The sequence below is a fragment of the Streptomyces bikiniensis genome, assembly GCF_000716625.1.
Lineage (GTDB): Bacteria > Actinomycetota > Actinomycetes > Streptomycetales > Streptomycetaceae > Streptomyces > Streptomyces bikiniensis.
Window position 1 is genome coordinate 12738 of sequence record NZ_JNXJ01000006.1, and the last position, 21127, is coordinate 33864.

Below are 21127 nucleotides of genomic sequence, written 5' to 3' on the forward strand. Positions count from 1 at the left end.
AGGGAGCCCCTGTGGCCATCGAGATCGAGATGCGCGCCCGGTTCGACGAGGAGACGTACGAGAAGCTCCTCGTCCGCCTCGCGGCGGAGGCCGAGGACCTCGGCCGCGACGACAAGAACATCTACTTCTACGTGCTGCCCGACCAGCTGCTGAAGGTCACCGACAACACGGCCGCCGGCTCGGCGAAGATCACGCTCAAGGCCAGCAAGATCGGCCAGGGCGCCGCGTTCCCCGAGACGGAGTTCGCCATCGCCCGGGACGACGTGCCGGCCGCCGTGCGGATCTTCAACGCCCTCGGCTTCGAGGGCACCATGCACCAGGCGTTCAATCAGCGGCACAACTTCCGCTTCCGCGGGGTCGAGATCGCCGTGAAGTGGAGCGAGGCGTGGGGGCACCACGCCGAGTTCGAGGTCCTCCTCGAGGAGGGTGCCGGCGCCACCGCCCAGGAGGAGGCCACCGCCCGCATCCGCGGCGTCGCCGACGAGCTCGGCATCCACCTGATGACCGAGCAGGAGCTCGCCGACTTCACGGCCGCCTTCGAGGCCGCCGAGCAGGAGCGCAAGGAGAAGGAGGCGGCCACCGCCGCCACCGCCAGCTAGGCATCCGCTGTCGCAGACCACCATGAGGGGGTGGGCCCGATGAGCACGACCCTGCCGGCCGACAGTCTGGTCGAGCTGGCCGCGCGCAAGCAGCTTCCGCACCACCAGTACACCGATCCCGCCACCGTCCGCTGGATCGCCGCCAACCGGCCGGAGCTCCCCGACAACCCGCCTCCTCCCACCCTGCGACCGAGCTCGCGGCAGCTCGTGACCCGCGCGGCCCTGCCCGCAGACTGGCTGGCCGAGGCCAGGTGCCACGACTCGCTCCACGGCATCCGGCACGCCGTACGGACCGCCGCCATGGCCGCCCTCCTCGCCGAGGCCACCGGTCTCGGCGAGGAGGACACCGCCACGCTCATCCTGGCCGCGGCCGTGCACGACTGCCGCCGGCTCCACGACAAGGACGACACCGGCCACGGCGCCCGCGCCGCCATCTGGCTCACGGAGAACGCCGACACCGTCTGGGACCGCTTCGGCCTCACCCCGACGCCCAGCCGCGTCACCGCCGCCGGCACGGCGGTCCGGCTCCACGACCTGCCGTACGAACACTTCTCGCCGGACGACCACGCCGACCACGCCCGCGCCAGGACGATCACCGACCTCCTCAAGGCCGCCGACGCCCTGGACCGCTACCGCCTGCCCAAGCTCACCTGGTGGCCCGACCCGGCCCGCGTCCGGGCCGAGGCGTTCGCCGATCTGCGCACCACCGCCTTCGAGCTCGTCGTCCGGTCCGAGTCCGCGTGGCTGGCCGGGGCTGACAGCGCGGAAGCCGTTCTCAGCAGCCTGGCGATCATGGAGCTGATCGGCTGATGGACTTCCTCGACGCCTACGAGCAGTGGGCCGACGCCCACTCCTTCTTCGACACCACGCTCATCCCCAGCCCCGCCGACAGCCAGGACCCGCTCGCCGCGCAGGCCGCGGCCTGGGACAAGCGCCTGGCCGACACGCCCAACGGCCGGCTCATGCGGGACAACGCGATGTTCCGGGCCCTGGGGACGGGCGACAAGCTCCACCTGCTCCACGTCACGCACGCCCTGGAGCAGATCAGCGAGCACGGCGCGCTGTACCCCTCCGGGGGCTGCCTGGTCGGCAGCGTCTACTGCGCGCCGCTCACGGCCTCCGAGCGCGGCTTACGCATGCACAACCTCGGTGAGTACATCCTGACCAAGGAGGCCCCGGCCTTCGTGGCGAAGGCCGGGGTGCCGAGGCGGGAGCCGACCCCGCTGATCTTCGAGGTCTCCCTCCCGCCGCAGGCGTACCGGGGCCTGGCCGGCGTGGACTACCTCCGTCTCGGCTCGATCCACCTGCAGATCTACAGCCGCCTGGAGTACCTGCTCTCCAAGACCGAACGCCACCAGCTGCGCGAGACGATCGTCAGCCGGATCAAGAACTCCGCGGCCTTCCTCGCCCTGGCGGCTGCCGTCGCCCACCAGGGCGCCACGGTCTCGCCGGAGAACTTCCTCCGGCTCCTGGACGAGACGATCCCGCGCTTACCGATCCTCGGCTACGTGTACTTCGAGGCCCTGGCCGAGTACCTGATGCTGCACTCCACCACGAACGACACCCGCGAGCGGGCCGAGCACGGCGAGTTCAACAACTGGCTCTACAAGGACATGCTGTTCGCGTCCTTCCCGGACATGGCCGGCAAGTTCGACCTCGCGCGGTTCCGGCCCTCGCCCACCGGCCTGTCCACGCTCCTGGCCCGCATCGACCCGAGCCTCGACGCGCGCCACGCCCGCGCCTACCTGACCGAGCGGATCAGCCACCTCGTCGCGGCCCGACTCTTCACCCCCGGCCAGGTCCCCGAAGCCTGGCACCGCACCCGCTGGGAGTTCGACGGCCTCTCCACCCAGCTCGGACCGCTCCTCGGCCACCTCATCCACCGAGAGCTCCGCACCTTCGGCCGGTACCCGGACTTCTACTTCTACTACGACCAGCACAAGGCGCTCCAGGCGTGGAACTACTGGAACCACATGGACATCATCGCGCCCTTCAACGGCACGATCCCCAAGGGCGAGATCGGCATCAACCCCGCGTACCCCGATCTCGACTACCGCGTCTGGCGGGCCGAGCGGGACGACCACGGGCGACTCCACCCCACCGAGGAACTCGCGCTGACCATCGCCCCGCGCCTGGTGGACATCAAGTACACGCTCATGCGCAACAACAGCCGCTGATCAGGGTCGGCCCGCACGGCAGATCGCCCGCCCCCTGTCCCCCTCAACCCGCCGAAGTGGAGAGGCATGTCGCCCCACGAGCACGCACGTCCCACCCCCACCTGGCCGGCGCCCGCGCAGACCGCCGAGACGATCTTCACCGAGGTCTTCCGCACCAACCACTGGGGATCGCCGGAGTCGTTCTCCGGGCCCGGATCCGAACTGCGGCAGACCGAAGCGGTCCGCGGCGCCCTCGCATCCGTCCTGGCGCGGTACCCGATCCGTACGATCACGGATGCCGGCTGCGGAGACGTCAACTGGATCCGCCACGTCAACGGCTTCGACCGGCTGGACGCGTACGTCGGCCTGGACGTCGTTCCTGACCTCGTCGAGCTGAACCAGAAGCGGTACGGCAGCGAGCGGATGTCCTTCCAGCAGGCCGACCTCAGCCGCGACGAGATCCCGGCCGCGGATCTCGTCCTCACCCGCGACTGCATGGTCCACCTCACCCACCACGAGGTCCTGGCGTTCCTCGCCCGCATCGCCGCCAGCGGCTCCACCTACCTCCTCGCCACCACCTACGCCGACCTGGCGGAGAACCGCGACACCACGGACGGCCACTGGCGCCCGCTCAACCTCCAGGCGGCCCCTTTCCACCTCCCGCCGCCTATCGAGCACTTCAACACCGACTTCACCGACAACGGGCGACACCACCCGGGCAACGGTCTGGGGCTGTGGCGGATCGAGCAGCTCGGCACCCGAAGCACCTGAACCACCCACCAACGGCGACCCAGGAAGCGAGACACGATGGCCACGCACGACGCCCAGATTGCGTCCCTCCTCGACCAGCTCGACCGCGCCCTCGCCTCCCCAGCGACCACGCACGGTCTCGCCCGCACGCTCAGGGCGGCCGTCAAGGAGGCCGAGCTGCACCGTCACCACCGAGCCAGCCTCGTCGGCCTGCCCGACGGCGTCCTCCAGCCCGGCCCCGCCAAGGTGCAAATCGGCGGTGGCGGTCACCGCATCGACGGCTTCTTCAACATCGACATCGTCCCGCCGGCCGACCTCCTGTGGGACGTACGCGAGGGTCTGCCGCTCGCCGACGAGAGCACCCAGGAGATCTTCTCGGAGCACTTCCTGGAGCACATCGACTACCCCCGCTCCGCCAAGACCTACGCCCGCGAGGCGTTCCGCGTGCTCATGCCCGGCGGCCGTCTCATCACCGGGGTGCCGGACGCGGCGTTCGTGCTCGGGCAGTACCCGGCCGGCCCGGAACAGGCCGAGGAGATGATCGCCCGCTGGTACGCCAAGCGGGACTGCCGCAAAGACATCAACACCTACCTCGACCTGATCAACTACGTCTTCCGCGACCAGGACGACGACCCCACGTACAACCCCCACTACTGGGCCTACGACTTCGAGAAGCTCAGCCAGCTGTTCACCGAGGCCGGCTTCGCCACCGTCGAGCCCTGGACCTTCGACCCGAGCATGGCCAACCCGAAACGGCAGTGGGCGAGTGTCTACGTCATCGCGACCAAGTAGGCAGCCTGACGTGCTCACGGAACTCGCCTTGGGACACCGGGTGATCCCCGGCATCGCCGACTTCGCCCGCGGCGGTCGCCCGGCCCCGGCGACCACGGACGATGCCAACACGTGGGTCGACGGCTTCTGCTGGCTCTACTGCGGACGGAGGTGGACGCGCGTTCTCTGGATCGGCCCGGCTACCGTCGCCGGTGCCCAGGCGCCGATGTACGCCTGCGGTCCGTGCATCGGCACGCTCCACGAGCTGGTCTGGGAGTCCCTCCTCCTCGGCGACACGTCGGCTGGCGCCCCGTCGCAGGACGAGCCCCCAGCCGCCGAACCACCCACCCCGCGGCGAACAGGCAAACACCGCGGCCAAGGCCGGCTCCTGCGCCGCCGTTAGACCCCCGCCCCGGACACGGACGAGTTACGCCGCTCCCCCACGGCAATGGCCCTGTGTCAGGGGCGGGTCAGCGCACGCCAAACCCCCTTCCCGCGAGGTCACCAGATCCGACGGCGCACGTATGGCTCCGCTGACAATGGACGAGCGGGTCTCCAAGTGGGAGCAGACCGGTGATAAGCCGTCCCCCGTGATGGTCTGGACGCCGGAGCAGACCGCTGCCTTCCTCGACTTTGTCGCCGAGGATCGGCTGTACGCGATGTGGTATCTGATCGCCTTCCGCGGCCTGCGGCGAGGCGAGGCGTGCGGGCAGCCGTGGTCGGAGACCAACCTCGACCGGCACTCCCTCACCGTGACCGGCCAGCTCGTTCAAGACGGTTGGGAGGTTGAGGCGTCCGAGCCGAAGACCGACAGCGGCTTCCGCGTCGTGGCCCTGGATGACGACACGGTTGACGTCCTGAAGCGGCACCGCGAGCGGCAGGAAGCCGACCGCGTGGAGTGGGGCTCGGCGTGGGTGAATACCGGGCTCGTCTTCACCCAGGAGGACAGCTCCTGGCTCCACCCGGGCAAGGTCACCGACCTCTTCGAGTGCCTCGGCAGGGCTCGCCGGCCTCGAACTCCGCCCAGGTCAAACGCGTTCCTTCTCGAGCCCACAGCTCGCGTCGCGCAGTGTCCCGCCGGTCTTGCTCCTCGGCCTCAAGCGCCTTCTTCCTTGCCCTTGCAGCCGCCCGCCGCTGACGCTCTTCCTCTGTCAGCTTAGCCACGCCGCCCCTCCGATTGCGCACGACTCCGCTGTGCCCCAAAGCCCATCCTGCGTGGGGCGTGTGCCAGGGAGCACATGACTTTCACTTTTCGATCGGAGCAAGCCCGAATGGGAGCGGAAAGGCCCAGCTATGACCGCTGGTAACTGCTGCGGCAGCCGTAGCGGTCACCTACTGCCGATAGAGGTCACGCAGGGGGCCACGTCATGCCCAGCCCTCCAAGTCTGAGACGGTGCCTCTTCCCCTAGACCGCTCACGAATTGCTCTTGGAAGCGCGCCTACGGGCAGTTCTCGTCCGACTTCACGGCGTGCAGGGTGACGGCGGGATCTTCCACCGGCTCACCGATCTGCGAGATCACTTGCTCGATCACTTCTCCTGCTGCCGGCTCGTGCGAGCAGACCTTCCAGTCACGCGACTGGGCCAGGGTGCTGCGCCCCTTGCCTGTGGCATCCACGTCTTCGACTCCGTTGACGAGGACGAGCACTTCTCCCGCATCGAACAGGTTCATGCCGACGAGGTCCGGCATCTGGTCGCCCGGACGAATCCTGAAACCGGGGGTGCCGGCAGGGCACTGCTCGTCCGTTTTCACCACGGTGAAAGTGACGAGCTCGTCAGGGTCCGCCTCCCCCGGTCGGGGGTCCTGGTCGCAGACCACCCAGTTCCGATCCCAGACCTGTGCTCGCCCCTGACCGAGTGCGTCCTCGGACGTGAGGTTGTTAAACCCGGCCTCTTGGGCGTCGTCCTGGGCGGCCTGCAACTCGCGACCCGCCATATCGGGAAGCGTTGAGGTGCATGCGGTGAGTGTCAGCATGGCGAGTGGTACGAGGAAGGCGAGACGTTGGCTTCTGCTCGCGGATGAACGTGACGGCATGTTCCCCCCTAGGCCATGTCAACGCGGTGAAATGATCATAGGAGGCGGTGCGCCAGGTCATCGAGGGGCAGGTTGGCCATTCCGTTCAGGCCGCCGACTCCGCCGTGGCCTCCACGATGCGACGCCCTCCCCGGGGCCCTAATCCACCCCTCCGCTCACACAGCGCTCACGCAAGCAAACCTGCGCCACCCCAGGCGGCCGCCCGGCCCATACTCAGGCAACAGAAAAGACCAGGTCAGACATTGTCTGACCTGGTCTTTCTCTGAGCCGCCTTCGGGATTCGAACCCGAGACCTACGCATTACGAGTGCGTTGCTCTGGCCAACTGAGCTAAGGCGGCAAGCCGAGCGGTCCCATAGTGGGTGCAGCGGCGTCGCCAAGTCTACACAGTTTCCGGGGGTGCTCCGACCACCCCCGGAGAGGGCCTACGAGCAGCGCTTTCCGTCCCGGGGAGGGGTGCCTTCGAGGAGGTAGGTGTTGATCGCCGTGTCGACGCAGTCGCTGCCGCGGCCGTAGGCGGTGTGGCCGTCGCCCTCGTAGGTCAGGAGGGTGCCGGAGGAGAGCTGGGCGGCGAGGGACTCGGCCCACTTGTACGGGGTCGCCGGGTCGCGGGTGGTGCCGACGACCAGGATCGGGTCGGCGCCCTCCGCGGTGATGCGGTGGGGGCGGCCGGTGGCCGGGGAGGGCCAGTAGGTGCAGTTGAGGGCCGCCCAGGCGAGGCCCCTGCCGAAGACCGGGGAGGCCTTCTCGAAGGACGGGACGGCCTTCGCCGCGTCGGCGGGGCTCCGGTAGGCGGCCGGCAGGTCGAGGCAGTTCACGGCGGCGTTCGCGGCCATGAGGTTGGCGTACTCGCCGTTGGGCTCGCGCTCGTAGTAGCTGTCCGCGAGGGCCAGGAGGCCCGCGCCCTCGCCGTCCATCGCCCGCGCGAGGGCCTCGCGCAGCTGGGGCCAGGCCCCCTCGTCGTACATCGCCGCGATCACGCCCGTGGTGGCGAGGGACTCGCCGAGCTTCCGGCTCTCCCCCGTGGGCAGCGGCTCGGCGTCCACCTCGCGGAAGAACCTCTTCAGCGCCTCCCCGGCCGCCGGGACCGACTCCGTACCCAGCGGGCAGTCCGGCTTGCCGACGCAGTCGGCGGCGAAGGCCCGGAAGGCCGTCTCGAAGCCGGCGGTCTGGTCGCGGTTGAGGTCGATCGCGGGGAGCGAGGGGTCCATCGCCCCGTCGAGGACGAGCCGTCCGACCCGGTCGGGGAACAGCTCCGCGTAGGTCGCGCCGAGGAAGGTGCCGTACGACGCCCCCACGTAGGTGAGCCGCTCGTCGCCGAGGACCGCCCGCAGCACGTCCATGTCGCGGGCCGCCTCCACCGTGGAGACGTGCGGCAGGATCTTCTCCGAGCGCTTCGCGCAGCCGGCCGCGAAGTCCTTGAAGGCCGCGCCGAGCGCGTCGGTCTCGGCCGCGTCGTCGGGGGTCTGGTCGACCTGCGTGTACGCGTCCATCTGCGGGCCCGTCAGGCACTCGACCGGCTCGCTGCGGGCGACCCCGCGCGGATCGACCGCCACCATGTCGTACCGGGCGCGGACGGGGGCCGGGTAGCCGATGCCCGCGTACGCCTGGAGGTAGCCGACGGCGGAGCCGCCGGGCCCGCCGGGGTTGACCAGGAGCGAACCGATCCGCTTCCCCGGGCCCGTGGCCCGCACCCGGGAGACCGCCAGCTCGATCTCCTCCCCGTCCGGCTTCGCGTAGTCGAGCGGGGCCCGCAGGGTCGCGCACTGGAAGCCCTCCACCCCGCAGTCGCGCCACTTCGGCTTCTGGGCGTAGAACTCCTTCAGCGCCTCGGGCGCGGCGGAGGGCGCCGGCTGGCCCTGGGCCGTCGTGCGGGGCGCGGCGGCGTCGCTCCCGCCCGAACAGCCGGAGAGGATGAGCCCGGCCGAGGCGAGGGCCACGGCGGTCGTACGGAGCAAGCGCCTGGAGTCCATCCCCGGAGCGTATCCGGACCGGTACGGAACGTGTCCAATCGTGTCGAACCGTGTACGGGGCGTTTACGGTCCGCCCCCGGGACGTGCAGGGCCGCCCCCGGGGCATGTACGGGCCACTCCCGGGACGTGCGCGGGCCGCCCTCGGGGCATGTACGGGCTACTCCCGGGACGTGTGCGGGCCGCCCCCGGGACGTGCAGGAGCCGCCGTCCCCGGCCGCTCCGCCGCCGGCGCCCGCTACCGCAGTGCCATCGCCATCGCCTCCACCGCGAGCAGCGGTGCCACGTTGCGGTCGAGGGCCTCGCGGCAGGCGAGGACGGCCTCGATGCGGCGGAGGGTCAGCTCGGGAGTGGTGGCGCGGGCGATCGCCTCCAGGGAGTCCCGTACGTCCTCGTTCGTCAGGGGCGTGCGGGAGCGGAGCTGGAGGGCGAGCACGTCCCGGTAGAAGCCGGTCAGGTCGGTGAGGGCGAGGCCCAGGCTGTCGAGCTGGGTCCGGCGGCCGCGCCGCTTCTGCTTCTCCTCCAGCTCCTTCATCATCCCGGCCGTGCCGCGTGGCATCCGCCCGCCCTGCGCCGCCCCGAGCGCCGCCTTCAGCTCCTCGGTCTCCTTGGTGTCGATCTCCTCCGCGACCTGCTTCGCGTCCTCGGCGGCCGCGTCGACCAGCTCCTGGGCGGCCTTGAAGCAGCCGCCGATGTCCGCGACCCGCGCCGGCAGCTTGAGGACGACGGCGCGGCGCGCGCGGGCCCGCTCGTCGGTGGCGAGCCGGCGGGCCCGGTGGACGTGTCCCTGCCCGGCGCGGGCGGCGGCCATCGCGATCCCGGGGTCGATGCCGTCGCGCCGTACGAGCACGTCGGCCACGGCCTCCACGGGAGGGGTCCGCAGGTTCAGGTGGCGGCAGCGGGAGCGGATCGTGGGCAGCACGTCGTCCAGGGAGGGGGCGCAGAGCAGCCAGACGGTGCGGGGGGCGGGCTCCTCCACGGCCTTCAGGACGGCGTTGCCCGACCGCTCGTTGAGCCGCTCGGCGTCGGTGACCAGGATGACCTGCCAGCGCCCGTTCGCAGGTGCGGTGAAGGACTTGCGGACGGTGTCGCGCATGTCGCCGACGAGGATCTGCGTACCGACGGCGGAGACCGTGGTGAGGTCGGCGTGGGTGCCGATCAGGGTCGTGTGGCAGCCGGTGCAGAAGCCGCAGCCCGGCGCCCCGCCGAGCGCGCGGTCGGGGCTCACGCACTGGAGGGCCGCCGCGAAGGCCCGCGCGGCGTCGACCCGGCCGGCCCCCGGCGGGCCGGTGAAGAGCCAGGCGTGGGTCATCTTCGAGGCCTCGGGAACGGGCCCGCCCGTCTCGTGGGCGGTCACGAACGCGTCGGCGTCGCGCGCGGCGGCGGCGAGCTGCTCCTCGACCTGGCTCTGTCCGACCAGGTCGTCCCATACGGCCATGTCTGCCCCTCCTCAGGTACGCCCTCCATTGTGGGGCAGTCCTCTGACAGCCCCCGCGCGAAGCCCTCCGGCCGGGAGCCCGAAGGTTCCCGGCCGGAAAGGAGCGGTCGGACGGTCAGAGGGGTCGAGCGGCGTCAGCGGCGGCGCCGGGGCTCCTCGTCCTCGTCCTCGTGCGGGCCGAACAGCTCGTCCGCCAGCGTCGGCAGGTCGTCCAGCGGGGTCTCCTCGGCCCAGTCGGAGCGATGGCGCGGCCGGCCGTTCTCGTCGAGCTGGGGCAGCTCCCGGGTGCGGTCGTTCGCCCCGTACGGCTCCTCCCGGGACGCGCCGCCGGAGCCGCCCGCCCGCTCGTCGCGGAAGAAGTCCTTCGGCAGCCGGTCGGCGGCAGCGGCGGGACGACCGGACGCCCGGGGGTCCCGGCCCGCACGGCCTTCCCGAACCTCCCGGTCCTCCCGGCCTTCCCGGGGTCCTCGTACGGGAGGCAGCACGGCCGTCTCGTCCGCACCCCGCTCCTCGCGGACCTGCGGAAGCACCGCCGTCTCGTCCGCGTCCCGCTCCTCGCGGACCTGCGGAAGCACCGCCGTCTCGTCCGCATCCCGCTCGTCACGGACCTGCGGCAGGACGGCGGTCTCCGCCTCCGGCCGGGGCTCCGCGTCGAGGCGCACGACCGGCGTGGCCACGGTGACCTCGTCGGGCGAGACGGTCGGGGCGTCCTGCTCGGCGGGGCGCGCCCCGTCCGGCTTCACGACCGGCGTCGGCACGGTGACCTCGTTCGCCGAGACCTCGGCGGCGCGGGCGGCGCGTTCCGCCGCGGCCCGCGCGGCGGCCTCGGCCTTCTTACGCTCCGCCCGCTCGGCCGCCTCCGCCGCCTTCGCGCGGGCCTCCCGCTCGGCGGCTGCCTCGGCGTCGGCCGCCGCCCGCTCCGCCGCGGCCTTCTCCCGGGCCGCCTGCTCGCGGGCGGTCCGCTCGCGGGCCTCCTTCGCCTCGGCCGCCCGCTGGGCCGCCGCCTGCTCCGCCGCGGCGCGTTCGGCGGCGGCACGCTCGGCCGCGGCCTTCGCGGCGGCCTCGGCCGCCAGCCTCTCTGCGGCCGCCTTCGCCGCGGCCTCCTCCGCGGCCTTCGCGGCGGCAGCGGCCTCGGCGGCGCGGCGGGCCTCCTCGGCGCGGAGCAGGGCCTCCTCGGCCTTGCGCTGCTTCTCCAGGCGGCGCGCCTCGGCCTCGGCCCGCAGCCGGGCCTCCTCCTCGGCCTCCTTGCGGAGCCGCTCCTCCTCTTCCTCGCGGGCCTTCTTCTCGGCCGCGAGGCGCTTGCGCTCCTCCTCGGCGGCGCGCTCGGCGGCGATCCGCTCCTCCTCGGCCTTCCGCCGGGCCTCCTCCGCCTGCCGTTCGGCCTCCAGGCGGCGCGCCTCTTCCTCCTCGCGCCGCTTGCGCTCCTCCTCCTCGGCGCGCAGCTTGGCGAGCTGCGCCTGGCGCTCGCGCTCCAGGCGCTCCTCCTCGGCCTTGCGGGCGGCCTCCTCCTCGGCCCTGCGCCGCACCTCCTCCTCGGCCTTCCGGCGGGCCTCCTCGGCGGCCTTCACCTCGGCCTCGGAGAGCGGCAGCATCCGGTCGAGCCGGTGGCGGACGACGGTGGTGACGGCCTCCGGCTCCTGGCCGGCGTCGACGACGAGGTAGCGGCTGGGGTCGGCGGCGGCGAGGGCCAGGAAACCGGCCCGTACGCGCGCGTGGAACTCCGGCGGCTCGGACTCCAGCCGGTCGGGCGCCTCGGTGAACCGTTCCCGCGCGGTCTCCGGGGAGACGTCGAGCACGACGGTCAGGTGCGGGACGAGGCCGTCGGTCGCCCAGCGCGAGATGCGGGCGATCTCGGTCGGGGACAGGTCGCGGCCCGCGCCCTGGTAGGCGACGGACGAGTCGATGTACCGGTCGGAGAGGACGATCGCGCCCCGCTCCAGGGCCGGCCGGACCAGGGAGTCGACGTGCTCGGCGCGGTCGGCCGCGTACAGGAGGGCCTCGGCGCGGTTCGAGAGCCCCGCCGACGACACGTCGAGGAGGATCGAGCGGAGCCGCTTGCCGATCGGGGTGGCGCCGGGCTCACGGGTGACGACGACCTCGTGGCCCTTGGCGCGGATCCAGTCGGCGAGCGCCTGGACCTGGGTGGACTTCCCGGCGCCGTCGCCGCCCTCCAGGGCGATGAAGAAGCCGGTCGGGGACGGCGCCTGGGCCGGGTCGGAACCGCGCAGCGCGTCGCGCAGGTCGCGCCGGAGCGGGACGCCCGCCCGGTCGTCGGTCTTGGCGAGGACGAGCGCGGCGACCGGGAGCAGCAGGGCGCCGGTGAGGGCGAGCGTGAAGGCGGCGCCGCCGTGCTCCAGGACGGAGCTGCCGGAGGCGAGCCGGTGCGGCCCGATCGCGGCGGCGAGCAGCGGGGCGGCGAGCGCGCCGACGCCCATCGCGAAGCGGGCGGTGGCCTGGAGGTGGTCGGTGGTCCGGGCCCGGCGGGGCTCCTCGGTCTCCTGGTCGATCAGGACGTGGCCGGTGTTGGCCGCGACCCCGGCCGCGTATCCGGCGAGGACGGAGAGGAAGAGGACGGTCGCCGTGTCCGGGACCAGGCCCGCGGCGATCAGGGCGACCCCGGTGACGGTGATCGCGAGGGCGAGCAGCCGGCGCCGGGACAGGACGGGGAGCACGGAGCCCGCGGTACGGATGCCGACGGCGGTGGCGCCGCTGAGGGCCAGGATCAGGAGGGCGTACGCGACGGGGCCGCCGCCCAGGTCGTCCGCGTGGAGCACGGCGACGGACGCGGCCGCGGCGATCGCTCCGGCGACGGTGGCGCAGGCGAGGACGAGGAGGGACAGGATGCCGGTGCGGCCGGCCTTCTCCGTGGGGCCGCCCTTGCCGCCGGCCTTCTCGGACGCACCGCCCTTGTCCGCCGCACCGCCCTTGTTGCCTGCCTTCTCCGCTCCGGCCTTGTCCGTGCCGGCCTTGTCCGTGCCGGCCTTGTCCGTGCCGGCCTTGTTGCCGACCCTCTTCGCGGACGGCCGGCGCAGGCCCTCCAGCGGCGAACGGGGCCGGGACGGCGTCCCGCCGGGCAGCGCCATCGCGTACAGGACGGTGACGGAGGCGGCGAAGAGGCCGGCGGCGACGTACGAGGCCAGGGCGGCCTGGTGCAGCGAGAACCAGTCGAGCCCGAGGCCGAGCAGCTCGCCGACCAGGGTGGCGACGAGCAGGACGACGGCGGCGGCCGGGACGGCGAGGAAGCCGGTGCGCTGGGACAGCCGGCGCAACGCGCCGAGGTGGTCGGGCAGCGGCCGTACGGCGGCGCCCTCCAGGGGCGGGGCGGGCAGCAGCGCGGGGGCGGCGCCCTCGCGGCTGATCGTCCAGAGGCGTTCGGCGGCGCCGGTGACGAAGACGGTGCCGAGCAGGTACCAGAGGGCGCTGCCGGGGGTCCAGTCGATCCACAGGGGCGCGATGACGAGGAGCGCGATCCGCACGCCGTCGGCGCCGATCATGGTCCAGCGCCGGTCGAGCTTCCCGCCGGGCCCGGTGAGGACGATCAGCGGTCCGAGGAGGACGGCCCCGAAGAGGACGGAGGCGAGCAGGCGCGCGCCGACGACGGCGGCCACGGCGAACGCGGCCCCCCGGTAGCCGCCCCCGAGCGCGTCCTCCGTCACGGCCGCCTGGAAGCCGAGGAGGACGAGGACGAGGAGGGCGAGGGCGTCGCCGGTACTGCCGAGCAGGTGGGCGCTCCACAGCCGGCGCAGCGGCTGGTGGCGCAAGAGGGCGCGTACGGCGCGCTCCCGTGAATCCGCGACGAGTGCGGCGTCGGAATCGCCGAGACGGTCTGGCTGCTCTGCTCGCGTCATCCGTCCACCCTATCCGGACGGCCTTCCTCCCCGCGGCCTCCGCCCGAACATCCGGACGAGGCTGTGACGGGAGGGGGACAGGAGGGGACGGGAGGGGGGACAGGAGGGACGGCGAAGGGGACGGGAGGGGGACGGCGAAGGGGCGGAGGCCGTCGGCCCCCGCCCCTCGCGGTCGTCCCGGATCTCCCCGGGGGACTACTCCGTCTTCGCCGACGCCGTCTCCTCGGCCGCGGCGGTCTTCTTCGCCGCCGCGGTCTTCGCGGCCGCCGTCGTCCTCTTCGCCGTCGTCTTCTTCGCGGCCGTCTTCTTCGCCGCCGTCTTCTTGGCGGGGGTGGCCTTCTTCGCGGCGGTCTTCTTCGCCGGGGCCTTCTTGGCGGTCTTCTTCGCCGGTCCCTTGGCCCGCTTCTCGGCGAGCAGCTCGTAGCCGCGCTCGGGCGTGATCGTCTCCACGCTGTCGCCGGTCCGCAGCGTCGCGTTCGTCTCGCCGTCCGTCACGTACGGGCCGAACCGCCCGTCCTTGACGACCACGGGCTTCTCGCTGACCGGGTCGGTGCCCAGCTCCTTCAGCGGCGGCTTGGCCGCGGCCCGGCCCCGCTGCTTCGGCTGCGCGTAGATCGCGAGGGCCTCGTCGAGCGTGATCGTGAAGAGCTGCTCCTCGTCGGTGAGCGACCGCGAGTCCGTGCCCTTCTTCAGGTACGGGCCGTAGCGGCCGTTCTGCGCGGTGATCTCGACGCCCTCGGCGTCCGTGCCGACGACCCGGGGCAGGGACATCAGCTTGAGCGCGTCCTCCAGGGTCACCGTGTCCAGGGACATCGACTTGAAGAGCGAGGCGGTGCGCGGCTTGACCGCGTTCTTGCCGGTCTTCGGGGTGCCCTCGGGCAGGATCTCGGTGACGTACGGGCCGTATCGGCCGTCCTTCGCGACGATCTGGTGGCCGCTGACCGGGTCGGTGCCCAGCTCGAAGTCGCCGCTCGGCTTGGCGAGCAGCTCCTCGGCCAGCTCGACGGTCAGCTCGTCGGGCGCGAGGTCGTCGGGCACGTCGGCGCGCTGGTGGCCCTCGGCGTCCTTCTCGCCGCGCTCGACGTACGGGCCGTAGCGGCCGACGCGGAGCACGATGCCGTTGCCGACGGGGAAGGAGGAGATCTCGCGCGCGTCGATGGCGCCGAGGTCGGTGACGAGCTCCTTGAGGCCGCCGAGGTGATCGCCGTCGCCGTTGCCGGCGTCCGCCGCGCCGCCCTCGCCGGGGGCCCCGCCCCCCGTCTCGCCGAAGTAGAAGCGCTTCAGCCACGGCACGGCCTGGGCCTCGCCGCGCGCGATGCGGTCGAGGTCGTCCTCCATCCGGGCGGTGAAGTCGTAGTCGACGAGCCGCCCGAAGTGCTTCTCCAGGAGGTTGACGACGGCGAAGCTCAGGAAGGACGGCACGAGCGCCGTGCCCTTCTTGAAGACGTAGCCGCGGTCGAGGATGGTGCCGATGATCGAGGCGTACGTCGACGGGCGGCCGATCTCGCGCTCTTCCAGCTCCTTGACCAGGGAGGCCTCGGTGTAGCGGGCCGGCGGCTTGGTCGCGTGGCCGTCCGCCGTGATCTCCTCGGCGCTCAGCGCGTCGCCCTCGGCGACCTGCGGCAGGCGCCGCTCGCGGTCGTCGAGCTCGGCGTTCGGGTCGTCGGCCCCCTCCACGTACGCCTTCATGAAGCCGTGGAAGGTGATCGTCTTGCCGGAGGCGCTGAACTCGGCGTCGCGGCCGTCGGAGGACCGGCCGCCGATCCTGACGGTGACCGAGTTCCCGGTCGCGTCCTTCATCTGGGAGGCGACGGTCCGCTTCCAGATCAGCTCGTACAGCTTGAACTGGTCGCCGGTCAGCCCGGTCTCCGCCGGGGTGCGGAAACGATCACCCGAAGGGCGGATCGCCTCGTGCGCCTCCTGCGCGTTCTTGACCTTGCCCGCGTAGACGCGGGGCTTCTCCGGCAGGTAGTCGGCGCCGTACAGGTGCGTGACCTGCGCGCGGGCCGCGGAGACGGCGGTGTCGGAGAGGGTCGTGGAGTCCGTACGCATGTAGGTGATGAAGCCGTTCTCGTACAGCTTCTGCGCCACCTGCATGGTCGCCTTCGCACCGAAGCCCAGCTTGCGGCTCGCCTCCTGCTGGAGGGTGGTGGTGCGGAAGGGGGCGTACGGGGAGCGGCGGTACGGCTTCGACTCGACCGAGCGCACGGAGAACGCCGTGTCGGCGAGCGCGGCGGCGAGCGTCCGCGCGTTCCGCTCGTCCAGGTGGAGGACGTTCGCGGTCTTCAGCTGCCCGTCGGGGCCGAAGTCGCGGCCCTGCGCGACGCGCCGCCCGTCGACCGACGCGAGGCGCGCGACCAGCGAGGACGGGTCGGAGGCGTCACCCGTGCGGCCGGTGGAGAAGGTGCCGGTGAGGTCCCAGTACTCGGCGGAGCGGAAGGCGATGCGCTCGCGCTCGCGCTCGACGACGAGCCGGGTGGCGACGGACTGGACGCGGCCCGCCGACAGCTTCGGCATGACCTTCTTCCACAGGACCGGCGAGACCTCGTAGCCGTAGAGGCGGTCGAGGATGCGGCGGGTCTCCTGGGCGTCGACCATGCGCTGGTTGAGCTCGCGCGGGTTGGCGACGGCGGCCTGGATCGCGTCCTTGGTGATCTCGTGGAAGACCATCCGGTGGACCGGGACCTTGGGCTTCAGGACCTCCTGGAGGTGCCACGCGATGGCCTCGCCCTCGCGGTCCTCATCGGTGGCGAGGTAGAGCTCGTCGGACTCGGCGAGCAGCTCCTTGAGCTTCCTGACCTGCGCCTTCTTGTCGGCGTTGACGACGTAGACGGGCTGGAAGTCGTGCTCGACGTCGACCCCCAGGCGGCGCACCTCGCCGGTGTACTTCTCGGGCACCTCGGCGGCACCGCTGGGGAGGTCGCGGATGTGCCCGACGCTCGCCTCGACGACGTAGCCGGGGCCGAGGTAGCCCTTGATCGTCTTCGCCTTGGCAGGCGACTCGACGATGACGAGTCGGCGGCCGCCGTGTGCGGTCTCGCTGGTCGGGGACAACTTCTCGCTCTTCTCTCCGGTTCGGCACTCTCTGGGCACGTACGGCGCGCGTGCTGGGCACGTACGGCGCCGCCACGCACGGCAGCGGCACGGACGGTGACGCTCCCGTCGCTGCGGAGTGTGACGGTACAACCCGCCCCCGTGTCAAACGGCGAAAGCCCGCAACGGCCACTCGAACGGTAACCCGAGTCCTGGCATTCCTGCCGCCCGGACTCCCGGACCGGCGGGGCGGAACGTGCGCGCCGGGGTGCGGCGGCGGAACCGGAGGGGGCGGTCAGAGGCGCCCGAAGCACCAGGCGCCGAGGACGAGGAAGGCGGCGCCGGAGAGGCTCGTCAGCGCGACGGCGGCGCGCGGGGAGAGGCCGTGGGCGACGGGTGCGCGGTGCAGCGCGCGCACGGTGGTCCACAGCAGCAGCGCGCCTCCGAACAGCGTGAACGCCGCTCCCGCGAAGATCGCCGGCCCGCTCTCCATGCCCGTACCCCGTTCCGTTCACCTGCGGTGTTCGTCTCCCGGTGGGGAGGTTCGCACCCCCGGAAGACGCGGGCGCGAACTCCGGGTGAACGCCGTGGGCCACCCGGCCGGTTTCACGAGGACGGCCGGTGGTGACCCGCCCCCTCGCTCCTTCTCCGTCCTGCCGCTCCCCCACCTGCCCCTCTCCTGTCGCCCATGTCACCTCTCTTTCCGGACGTCACTTTCCTCACGTCGCCCCTCTTTCTCATCTCCGCTTCCCTTCCTCACGTCTCCTCCCTCGCGTCCCTTTCCGCACGTCTCCTCCCTCGCGTCCCTTTCCTCACATCACGTTCCTCCCATCACGTCGAGCGTGGCCCGGCGTCGGCTGCCCCGCTCGAAGGCGCCGAGGAGGACGACCGCGAGCAGCGCCCAGCCCGCGCTCACCGCCGGCTCCGCGCCGAGCAGGCCGGCGTCGGGGCCGGAACCGGCGGTCAGCCCGCGCGCCGCGTCCGCCGCGTGCGTGAGCGGAAGCAGTTCGCCGGCCGCCCGCATCCAGTCGGGCAGCGTCTCCCGGGGCACGGCGGCGCCGGTCAGGAGGAGCAGCCCGGAGGAGGCCACGTTCGTCGACACCAGGAGCACGTCCCGGAAGCGGAGCCCGAGCGCCCCGAGCGCGAGCCCGAAGGCCGAGCAGGCACCGGCCGCGACGAGCAGCACCAGGGCGAGGCCGGGCAGCGCCCCGGCGGGCACGGGCAGCCCGAGGACGAGTGCGGCGGCGGTGAGCACGAGCCGGGCGGCGGCGGGCTCGGGCCGTTCGCGCAGGGCCGCGGCGCCCCGGGCCCGGAAGCTGACCGCGCACACCTCGGGGTCGTCCGTCGAGTACAGCCGGCAGCCCTCCGCGAAGACCAGCGGCACGAGGACCGGGCGCCGGTCCCCGGGGCGTACGCGGCCTCGATGTGCTTGGTCGGTTCGAGCACGGGCGGCGTCCAGCGGGCCCGGCTCTCCAGGCCCGCGGACAGGGCGTCGCCCCCCGTCGCGAACGTCCGGGCGCGGAAGAGCACTTCGTCCTCGACGAGCCGGCGCATGGTCGGCCAGTACGGTTCGACCGCGCCCTCCCAGTAGGCCCGTACGCGTCGGCGAGCGCCGCGCAGGCCGCCTCCGGGTCCTCCAGGCAGGGCCGTACGAAAGGCGCGTCGGCCATGCCGGGGTGGCAGACGGCCACCTGCTCGCGGACGAACGCGGGGTCGGTGGCCCGCAGCGCGGTCAGCTCCTCGTGGACCTGGACCGCGCCGAACGGGCGGGCAGCAGGAAGCCGGAGACGACGCGCCGCCCTTCGGCGAGCAGGTCCCACAGCGTCCGGAGCCGGTCGTCCTCCCGCCCCACCTCGCGCGCCCGTACGACCCACTCCTGGTACAGCCGGGAGGGGCGCCGTCCCGGCAGCGCCGGGTGCATGGCGCAGAAGGCGTCGCGCAGCGGGCTGATCGCGATCCTGGTCGCCCCGAGCGATGCCTCGTCCAGCTCGATCCGTATCAAGCGCCCTCCCCCTCGGCTCCCTCCCCCGCGGGCAGCAGGAAGCCCTCCTCGACGAGGAGCCGGATCGCCTGCGGGGTGCGGTCGCGCAGCAGGACCGGGTCCTCGCCCATCAGCTGCCCGATGGCGTCCAGGATGCGGCCCGCGCTGAGGGTGCCGTCGCAGACGCCGGCGAACCCGGCGCCGACGTGGTCGACCCGGGTCGCGCGGCGCATGCCCCGGTTCTGCCGGAGCACGACGTGCTCCGGGTCCTCGGCGCCGGGCAGGCCGACCTGCTCCTGGACGACTTCGGGCGCGAGGACGAACCGGTCGGCGAGGAGGGCCGCGTCGTCGTGGGTCCGCAGGTAGTCCTGGCGCTCGAAGTGGGCGAGGACGGTGGGGCCGAGGGGCTGCTCGACCGGGTGCGGCCACTCCTCGATCACGATCGAGGGCTCGACCGCGCCGGAGGCCACCGCCTCGTTCCGCCGGAGCGTGATCCAGCCGAAGCCGACCGCGCGCGTCTTGCGTGCCTCGAACTCGTCCAGCCAGCGGGCGTACGCGGCCCGGTAGGCGGCCGGGTCGCCCCGGTGGTCGCCGCTGTCCCGCAGCCACAGCTCGGTGTACTGGGTGACGTCCTGGACCTCCCGCTGCACGATCCAGGCGTCGCAGCCGCGCGGCACCCAGGACCGCAGCCGCTCCTGCCACTCCTCGCCGTCCACGTGCTGCCAGTTGGCGAGGAACTGGGCGTATCCGCCGTCGTTGAGCCGCTCGCCCGCCTGCTGCACGAGCGTGCGGCACAGGTCGTCGCCGCCCATCCCGCCGTCCCGGTAGGTGAGTCCGGCGCCGGGGGAGATCACGAACGGCGGGTTGGAGACGATCAGGTCGTACGTGTCGTCCCCGACCGGCTCGAAGAGCGAGCCGGTGACCAGCTCGGCCTCCGGGACCCCGGAGAGGGCGAGGGTGAGCCGGGTGAAGTCCAGGGCGCGCGGGTTGAGGTCGGTGGCGGTGACCCGGGTGGCGTGCCGGGCGGCGTGCAGGGCCTGGATGCCGGAGCCGGTGCCGAGGTCGAGCGCGGCGGAGACCGGCGTACGGACGGTGATGCCGGCGAGGGTGGTGGAGGCGCCGCCGACGCCGAGGACGACCGCTGCCCCTGCCTGGCGGCCCTCCTTCCCGATGCCGCCCGCACCGCCGACGGCGCAGCCCAGGTCGGAGACGATGAACCAGTCCTCGCCGTCGGGCCCGCCGTACGGCCGGACGTCGACGGTGGCGCGCACGGTGTCGTCCTCGCGGAGCACCCAGCCGTCGGCGACGGCCTCGTCCAGCGGGAGCGCGGCGGCGGCCCGCGCGTGCTCGACGGGCTCCTGGAGCAGGAAGAGCCGGACGAGGGTCTCCAGCGGGCCGTCGCCGCCGGTGGCGCGCAGGGCGGGCACGGTCTCGCTGCGGGCGAGCGCCGCGTAGGCGGGGGCGCCGAGCAGGTCGAGCAGGCCGTCGGCGGTGAAGTCGGCGGCGAGCAGCGCCTCGCGCAGACGGGCGGCGTGCGCGGGCACCGGGAGGCGGGAAGTCAGGCTGGTCGTACTCACCGCTCCATTGTGACGGCCGCCACCGACATCGGTGGCACCGATGTCGACGGCCACCGGTATCGACGGCCACCGACATCGGCGACCACCCACATCGGCGACCCCCCACATCGGCACCCGCCGGCATCGGCCGCCACCGGTATCGGGGCGGCCGCCCCGGAGCAGGAGCGCCGGGCGCCCTACTCCTCGCTCTTGGTGGCCTTAGCCGCCCCGCCCGGCTTCGCGGACGCGCCCCGGGAGGGCTCGGCGGCGCCGCCCGCGTCCGCGGTGGAGCCGGCGCCCGGGGAGGCGGAGCCCGAGGACTTCGGCGGGGTCGAGGCGGTGGGCTTCTGGCAGCCGGGCTGCTTGGCCATCGCCTTGCCGAGGTCGCCGTCCTCCAGCTTGGCGAGGGCCTGCTGGTCCATCTTCTCGATCTTGGTCAGCCCGTTGGCGACGTTCTGGAGGCCGTCCGCGAACTTCTGCTGGTTCGACGGGTCCAGCGCGTCGACCTGCTTCTTCAGCCCCTCGTAGGCCACCGCGGTCTCGTTGAGCTCCTTGATCGCGTCCTGCTTGATCTTCTCGCCGTTGTCCACGGGCGGGGCGCCGGCGCCCTCGACGGCCTTGGCGAGGGCGCGGTCGGCGTCGGCGATGTCCTGGAACGCCTTCGAGTCCGCGGCCTGGATCTCGGCGGGCTTGCTGTCGGCCGCCGTCGAGATGATGATCTGGTGGGCGTCGGCGCGCTTCTGGATCTGGGGCTTGGCCTGGTCGCAGAACGTCTTCGCCCAGTCGTCCACCTTGTTGCCCTCGTCGCCGCTGCAACCCGACAGCGCGAGCACCAGTACCGCGCCGCCGGACAGTGCGGCCGCAAGCTTCTTGTTCAACGGATCGGTCCCTTCCAAGGCTCTCGGCCCCGGAACATACACGCCGAACGGGCTACTTCCACCTTTCGTACGACTGATTCATCCCGCATTGAAGCCTTTTGAACCAAGGGAGAGA

The 21127-nt window shown here is 72.7% G+C and carries 16 protein-coding genes, 1 tRNA gene and 1 pseudogene; 7 read left to right on the forward strand and 11 right to left on the reverse strand.

The window, feature by feature from the left end; genetic code table 11:
* The first annotated feature begins 11 nt into the window (after nt 1-11).
* The 7 genes and pseudogenes from OO47_RS05345 to OO47_RS05375 all read left to right on the forward strand — a co-directional run.
* Nucleotides 12-599: a CYTH domain-containing protein gene (locus OO47_RS05345; RefSeq protein WP_030205916.1), complete on the forward strand. Its 588-nt coding sequence runs from the start codon at nt 12-14 to the stop codon at nt 597-599.
* A gap of 39 nt (nt 600-638) precedes the next feature.
* Complete coding sequence (locus OO47_RS05350; protein ID WP_030205918.1) at nt 639-1409, forward strand: hypothetical protein; 771 nt, start codon at nt 639-641, stop codon at nt 1407-1409.
* Nucleotides 1409-2776: a hypothetical protein gene (locus OO47_RS05355; RefSeq protein WP_030205921.1), complete on the forward strand. Its 1368-nt coding sequence runs from the start codon at nt 1409-1411 to the stop codon at nt 2774-2776. Before OO47_RS05350 ends, OO47_RS05355 begins: the two co-directional genes overlap by 1 nt.
* Nucleotides 2777-2842: 66 nt before the next feature.
* Nucleotides 2843-3526, forward strand: coding sequence for a class I SAM-dependent methyltransferase (locus OO47_RS05360; RefSeq protein ID WP_051715191.1), 684 nt, complete (start codon nt 2843-2845; stop codon nt 3524-3526).
* Between the two features lie 36 nt (nt 3527-3562).
* Nucleotides 3563-4297, forward strand: a complete 735-nt coding sequence (locus tag OO47_RS05365; RefSeq protein WP_030205926.1) for a class I SAM-dependent methyltransferase — start codon at nt 3563-3565, stop codon at nt 4295-4297.
* Nucleotides 4298-4307: 10 nt separating this feature from the next.
* Nucleotides 4308-4679: a hypothetical protein gene (locus OO47_RS05370; protein WP_030205928.1), complete on the forward strand. Its 372-nt coding sequence runs from the start codon at nt 4308-4310 to the stop codon at nt 4677-4679.
* A 139-nt stretch (nt 4680-4818) separates the two neighbouring features.
* A pseudogene (locus tag OO47_RS05375) lies at nt 4819-5271 on the forward strand (tyrosine-type recombinase/integrase); the annotation flags it as partial.
* A 444-nt stretch (nt 5272-5715) separates the two neighbouring features.
* Here the strand turns inward: OO47_RS05375 and OO47_RS05380 are convergent.
* From OO47_RS05380 to OO47_RS05430, 11 genes are all read right to left on the reverse strand, one after another.
* The gene (locus OO47_RS05380) at nt 5716-6249 is read right to left on the reverse strand and encodes a hypothetical protein (protein ID WP_234323085.1); all 534 of its coding nucleotides are present in this window, start codon (nt 6247-6249) and stop codon (nt 5716-5718) included.
* 325 nt (nt 6250-6574) lie between these two features.
* Nucleotides 6575-6648, reverse strand: a tRNA-Thr gene (locus OO47_RS05385).
* 85 nt (nt 6649-6733) lie between these two features.
* Nucleotides 6734-8281: an alpha/beta hydrolase gene (locus tag OO47_RS05390; protein ID WP_030205936.1), complete on the reverse strand. Its 1548-nt coding sequence runs from the start codon at nt 8279-8281 to the stop codon at nt 6734-6736.
* Between the two features lie 235 nt (nt 8282-8516).
* Entirely contained in the window at nt 8517-9716 is a 1200-nt protein-coding gene (locus OO47_RS05395) for a DNA polymerase III subunit delta' (RefSeq protein WP_030205939.1), read from the reverse strand.
* Nucleotides 9717-9850: 134 nt separating this feature from the next.
* Nucleotides 9851-13564, reverse strand: a complete 3714-nt coding sequence (tmk, locus tag OO47_RS05400; protein WP_033208161.1) for a dTMP kinase — start codon at nt 13562-13564, stop codon at nt 9851-9853.
* A gap of 195 nt (nt 13565-13759) precedes the next feature.
* On the reverse strand, nt 13760-16618 hold the full coding sequence (gene topA / locus OO47_RS05405) for a type I DNA topoisomerase (RefSeq protein WP_030205944.1): 2859 nt from the start codon (nt 16616-16618) through the stop codon (nt 13760-13762).
* A gap of 274 nt (nt 16619-16892) precedes the next feature.
* Entirely contained in the window at nt 16893-17090 is a 198-nt protein-coding gene (locus OO47_RS05410) for a hypothetical protein (RefSeq protein ID WP_030205947.1), read from the reverse strand.
* Nucleotides 17091-17414: 324 nt separating this feature from the next.
* The gene (locus tag OO47_RS05415; protein ID WP_078489486.1) at nt 17415-17981 is read right to left on the reverse strand and encodes an ABC transporter permease; all 567 of its coding nucleotides are present in this window, start codon (nt 17979-17981) and stop codon (nt 17415-17417) included.
* Between the two features lie 348 nt (nt 17982-18329).
* Nucleotides 18330-18599 (reverse strand): hypothetical protein, encoded by a 270-nt coding sequence (locus tag OO47_RS37630; protein ID WP_051715193.1) that lies wholly within the window; start codon nt 18597-18599, stop codon nt 18330-18332.
* Nucleotides 18596-20155, reverse strand: coding sequence for a DUF7059 domain-containing protein (locus tag OO47_RS05425; protein ID WP_030205951.1), 1560 nt, complete (start codon nt 20153-20155; stop codon nt 18596-18598). The genes OO47_RS37630 and OO47_RS05425 overlap by 4 nt, the downstream gene beginning before the upstream one ends.
* A 176-nt stretch (nt 20156-20331) precedes the next feature.
* On the reverse strand, nt 20332-21012 hold the full coding sequence (locus OO47_RS05430; protein ID WP_033208162.1) for a hypothetical protein: 681 nt from the start codon (nt 21010-21012) through the stop codon (nt 20332-20334).
* Nucleotides 21013-21127 lie beyond the last annotated feature (115 nt).

Bases quoted from the DNA above. Each gene is read 5' to 3' on its own strand.
- OO47_RS05350 (WP_030205918.1), top strand. From the start codon at position 639: ATGAGCACGACCCTGCCGGCCGACAGTCTGGTCGAGCTGGCCGCGCGC.
- OO47_RS05355 (WP_030205921.1), top strand. From the start codon at position 1,409: ATGGACTTCCTCGACGCCTACGAGCAGTGGGCCGACGCCCACTCCTTC.
- OO47_RS05360 (WP_051715191.1), top strand. From the start codon at position 2,843: ATGTCGCCCCACGAGCACGCACGTCCCACCCCCACCTGGCCGGCGCCC.
- OO47_RS05365 (WP_030205926.1), top strand. From the start codon at position 3,563: ATGGCCACGCACGACGCCCAGATTGCGTCCCTCCTCGACCAGCTCGAC.
- OO47_RS05380 (WP_234323085.1), bottom strand. From the start codon at position 6,249: ATGCTGACACTCACCGCATGCACCTCAACGCTTCCCGATATGGCGGGT.
- OO47_RS05390 (WP_030205936.1), bottom strand. From the start codon at position 8,281: ATGGACTCCAGGCGCTTGCTCCGTACGACCGCCGTGGCCCTCGCCTCG.
- OO47_RS05395 (WP_030205939.1), bottom strand. From the start codon at position 9,716: ATGGCCGTATGGGACGACCTGGTCGGACAGAGCCAGGTCGAGGAGCAG.
- tmk (WP_033208161.1), bottom strand. From the start codon at position 13,564: ATGACGCGAGCAGAGCAGCCAGACCGTCTCGGCGATTCCGACGCCGCA.
- OO47_RS05410 (WP_030205947.1), bottom strand. From the start codon at position 17,090: ATGGAGAGCGGGCCGGCGATCTTCGCGGGAGCGGCGTTCACGCTGTTC.